The 3,742-nt window shown below is 70.0% G+C and carries 6 protein-coding genes; 3 read left to right on the forward strand and 3 right to left on the reverse strand.

Annotation, left to right across the window (positions count from 1 at the left end):
• A partial coding sequence (locus RIF89_RS12020) for a class I tRNA ligase family protein (protein WP_309069342.1) occupies nt 1–313 on the reverse strand: 313 nt, incomplete at its 3' end.
• Nucleotides 314–561: 248 nt separating this feature from the next.
• Here RIF89_RS12020 and RIF89_RS12025 point away from each other — a divergent pair.
• The gene (locus tag RIF89_RS12025) at nt 562–1,218 is read left to right on the forward strand and encodes a pentapeptide repeat-containing protein (RefSeq protein WP_309069343.1); all 657 of its coding nucleotides are present in this window, start codon (nt 562–564) and stop codon (nt 1,216–1,218) included.
• 24 nt (nt 1,219–1,242) lie between these two features.
• Here the strand turns inward: RIF89_RS12025 and RIF89_RS12030 are convergent, their stop codons facing one another.
• The gene (locus tag RIF89_RS12030) at nt 1,243–1,632 is read right to left on the reverse strand and encodes a VOC family protein (protein WP_309069344.1); all 390 of its coding nucleotides are present in this window, start codon (nt 1,630–1,632) and stop codon (nt 1,243–1,245) included.
• Nucleotides 1,629–1,781, reverse strand: coding sequence for a CopG family transcriptional regulator (locus RIF89_RS12035; protein ID WP_309069345.1), 153 nt, complete (start codon nt 1,779–1,781; stop codon nt 1,629–1,631). The genes RIF89_RS12030 and RIF89_RS12035 overlap by 4 nt, the downstream gene beginning before the upstream one ends.
• Nucleotides 1,782–2,014: 233 nt before the next feature.
• On the opposite strand from RIF89_RS12035, the gene RIF89_RS12040 reads away from it, so the two are divergent.
• Nucleotides 2,015–2,842, forward strand: coding sequence for a DUF559 domain-containing protein (locus tag RIF89_RS12040; RefSeq protein WP_309069346.1), 828 nt, complete (start codon nt 2,015–2,017; stop codon nt 2,840–2,842).
• A gap of 214 nt (nt 2,843–3,056) precedes the next feature.
• Nucleotides 3,057–3,742: class I tRNA ligase family protein (locus tag RIF89_RS12045; protein WP_309069347.1), on the forward strand; the 686-nt coding region annotated here is incomplete at its 3' end.

Consider the following 3,742-nt stretch of genomic DNA (forward strand, 5'->3'; position numbering starts at 1 on the left):
GAAGACCGTGGGTGTCCCAGCCGAAGACGCGGTCGACCCTCTTGCCGCGCATGGTCTGGAAGCGCGGGAAGAGGTCCTTGGCGTACCCGGTGAGCAGGTGGCCGTAGTGCGGCAGGCCGTTCGCGAAGGGCGGGCCGTCGTAGAAGACCCACTCCTCGGCTCCGTCGCGCTGCGCGATCGAGGCGCGGAACGTGTCGTCCTGCTCCCAGAACGACAGGATGTCGCGCTCGATCTCGGGGAAGCGCGGGCTCGGCACGATCGTGGCGGCCTGGTCGGCGGCGGGTCCGAACGACGAGGACTTCGGGTAGGTCATCAGCACTCCAGCAGATCCGGATTCGGTCTGCGAGGACGACCTCTGCCGGCGAACGACAGGAGCCGCGGTACCACCCCGCGTTGCGGTCTCCTGCGAGACCGCCGCTCTCACTGCGGCTGTGACGGGCCTGACCCGCGCGGTTCTACTGAGGCCGAGGCCTGTTCTTCCGCGAGCTCCCCGGTGATGGCCGGATCGATGCGTGTCCCCCGATTCTACGGGCTGTCGGCGCTCGGGGATACCGTGGCGGCATGGCCCGTTCCGTGCAGCGCCCCGTCCCGCCCCGTGTCTCGGCACCCGACCTTCCGCGGCACCTGGATGAGGGCGTCGTGACGCGCCGTATGGATGCGCATCAGATGCGCTTCACCGGGCTGAGCGGAGACGTGGACCTCGCGCATTCGGCGCTCGAGGAGTGCATCATCGACGCCGCGGCGGTCGACGCGCTCGACCTCGTGGGCGCGACGCTGATCGACGTCTCGATCACGGACCTGAAGGCGACCTCCGTCTCGGCGCGCGACACGACGATCCGGCGCATGCGCATCACCGGCGGCCGGATCGGGACGCTCGACCTGGCGGGCGCGCAGCTCGCGGAACTCGAGCTGCGGGATGTCCGGATCGACTACCTATCGCTCGGCGGTGCGCGGGCCGAGGACGTGCTGATCGCGGGGTGTGCGATCCGGACCCTGGATCTGCCGCACGCCGCGCTCACCAGGCTCGCCTTCGACGACTGCCGGGCGGAAGAGGTGGATCCGCGCGGCATGCGCGCGACGGACGTCGACCTCCGGGGCCTCGAGGCGGCGTCCTTCCTCGACGTGCTCGCGCTGCGTGGCGTGACGCTCACGCCCTGGCAGGTCGAGCGCCTCGCGCCGGCCTTCGCCGCGGCGGCGGGCATCGACGTGCGCGGCTGAGGTCACTCGAGGAGCGAGCGGGCGTCACTCGAGGAGCGAGCGGGACTCCTCCGTCTCGTACGACCGCGCAAGGTCCTCCGGAGCCTCGTTGACCTGCACGACATAGCCATCCGGATCCGCGACCGTGAAGTAGCGCCCGAAGGTCTCGTCCGTGATCGGCGTCGGCCCGTGTCCGTGCGCGGCCAGGGAGGCGTGCACCGCGTCCATCTCGCCGTCTCGGAGCGTCACCTGGAACGACACGCGGCCGGCCTCACCGGCTGCCGCCACGTGCAGGCCGAGCGACCCGCCCGTGCCCGCCATGGAGGCCCAGGTGCGACTCGTCTCCTGTGCGCTCTCGTCGAGGCCGAGCAGCGCGTAGAACGCGGCGCTCCCCGCGACGTCCGCAACCATCATGACGGGCGTGATCCGGGTCATGCCCCACCCCTCTCGATCTCCGTGCGCAGCACGCGCTCCACGAATGCCGACAGGCTCGCACCCTCATCGATCGCCCGGTGCTTCACCGCCCGGACGAGGTCCTTCGGCAGGTACACGTTGAACTGCACCTTCGGCTCATCGGCTTGCATGCTAGCAATGTAGCATCGCGGCTGGAGCGCTGCGACCATCGCCACGGACGGAATCCGAAGCGACGGACCCGATCCGCGACGCGGATCCGTCGTTCCGGGCTTCCTCCGGAGATTCGGGAAGCCGCAAGGGCGCGGCGGTGCGGCTTTCGTCCACAGCCCGAGGAACGAGGCGGACTGTCTCAGATCCGCGTCGGCACCGCTTTGGCAGAGTCGGCCGCGAGCATGCTCGGGTCATGGATCCCGTCCTGCTGGTCGCCGAGCGCGGCGGCGTCATGCGCGTGCGCGACGCGCTCGATGCCGGCGTCGCGTCCTCCGCGCTGAAGCGCGCCAAGAAGCAGAATCTGCTGATCCGTCCGAGCAACGGCTGGATCGCCCTGCCCGGCGCGGATCCGGCACTCCGCGCCGCCGCCGAGCTCGGCGTCGTCATCTCGTGCGTCACGAGGGCGCAGCGGGCGGGGCTCTGGACGTTCGGCAGCGACACGTTCCACGTCGCCGCCGAGCCGCACCATCGACTCCCGCGGAGCACCGTCGCCCACGTTCACTGGTCGCGCGCGGTCGTCCCGCGACCGCCGGGGGCTCTGGAGGACGGCATCGAGAACGCGCTCGTCCTGATCGCCCAGTGTCAGCCCTTCGAGCAGGCACTCGTCGTGTGGGAGTCGGCGCTCCGCGTCGGGCTGATCAGCCTCGAGCTGATGCGGCGGCTGCCATTGGGCGAGCGCGCGCGGCGGGTACTCCAGGCTGCACAGCCCTTCGCCGACTCCGGGCTCGAGACCATCGTGGTGCCGCGGCTGCGATGGCTGAAGCTTCCGCTACGTCGTCAGGTGGTGATCGCCGGGCGTCCCGTCGACGTCCTGATCGGCGACCGGCTGGTTCTGCAGATCGACGGCGGACATCACGTGGGTCCGCAGCGGGACGCCGACAACGTGCACGACGCGCAGCTGAAGCTCCTCGGGTACCACGTCATCCGCGTCAGTTACCGGCAGATCGTCGACTCCTGGCCTGCGGTGCACGACCTCATCGCGATCGCCGTCGCGCAGGGGCTGCACCTCGCTCGCGCATGATGCAGCTGCAGATCCGTCGTCACGGACGGGATCCGAAACGACGGACCGGATCCGCGACGCCGGTCCGTCGTTCCGGGCTCCGTCCGAAGATCCGGGCAGCAGAGGGAGGGACTCGAGGGCACGGGAAGGGCTCACGCCCGGCCCGGTAGAATCGGGGCACAACCCCACACTCAGGCACGCAGACACCGTGCCGCATATACCGAGGAGATCCCTTATGGCCGCCATTCCCGACAAGCCCGCGCTCGAGGGTCTCGAAGACAAGTGGGGTTCCGCCTGGGAGGAGCAGGGCACGTACCTGTTCGACCGTGACGCCGCCCGGGCCGCGGGCCGCTCGGGCGTGTACTCGGTCGACACTCCCCCGCCCACCGCCTCGGGGTCGCTGCACATCGGTCACGTGTTCTCGTACACGCACACGGACGTCAAGGTGCGCTTCGAGCGCATGCGCGGCAAGACCGTGTTCTACCCCATCGGCTGGGACGACAACGGCCTGCCGACGGAGCGTCGGGTGCAGAACTACTACGGCGTGCGCTGCGACCCGTCGCTGCCGTACGAGCCCGACTTCACGCCCCCGTTCCAGGGCAACGCCAAGAGCCTGAAGGCCGCCGACCAGGTGCCCGTCAGCCGCCGCAACTTCATCGAGCTGTGCGAGACGCTCACGGTCGAGGACGAGAAGACCTTCGAGGAGCTGTGGCGCAGGCTCGGCCTCTCGGTGGACTGGACGCAGACCTACCGCACCATCTCGGAAGAGACCATCCGGACGAGCCAGCTCGCGTTCCTGCGCTCCGCCGACCGCGGGGAGGCGTACCGCGCTCTCGCGCCGACGCTGTGGGACGTCGACTTCCGCAGCGCGATCGCACAGGCGGAGCTCGAGGACCGCGAGCAGCAGGCGTCCTACCACCG

This window comes from Microbacterium sp. (genome assembly GCF_031178525.1).
Classification (GTDB): domain Bacteria; phylum Actinomycetota; class Actinomycetes; order Actinomycetales; family Microbacteriaceae; genus Microbacterium.

What these genes read in the sequence shown, in the direction of transcription:
- RIF89_RS12035 (WP_309069345.1), bottom strand. Translation starts at nt 1,781, where the DNA reads ATGCAAGCCGATGAGCCGAAGGTGCAGTTCAACGTGTACCTGCCGAAG.
- RIF89_RS12025 (WP_309069343.1), top strand. Translation starts at nt 562, where the DNA reads ATGGCCCGTTCCGTGCAGCGCCCCGTCCCGCCCCGTGTCTCGGCACCC.
- RIF89_RS12030 (WP_309069344.1), bottom strand. Translation starts at nt 1,632, where the DNA reads ATGACCCGGATCACGCCCGTCATGATGGTTGCGGACGTCGCGGGGAGC.
- RIF89_RS12040 (WP_309069346.1), top strand. Translation starts at nt 2,015, where the DNA reads ATGGATCCCGTCCTGCTGGTCGCCGAGCGCGGCGGCGTCATGCGCGTG.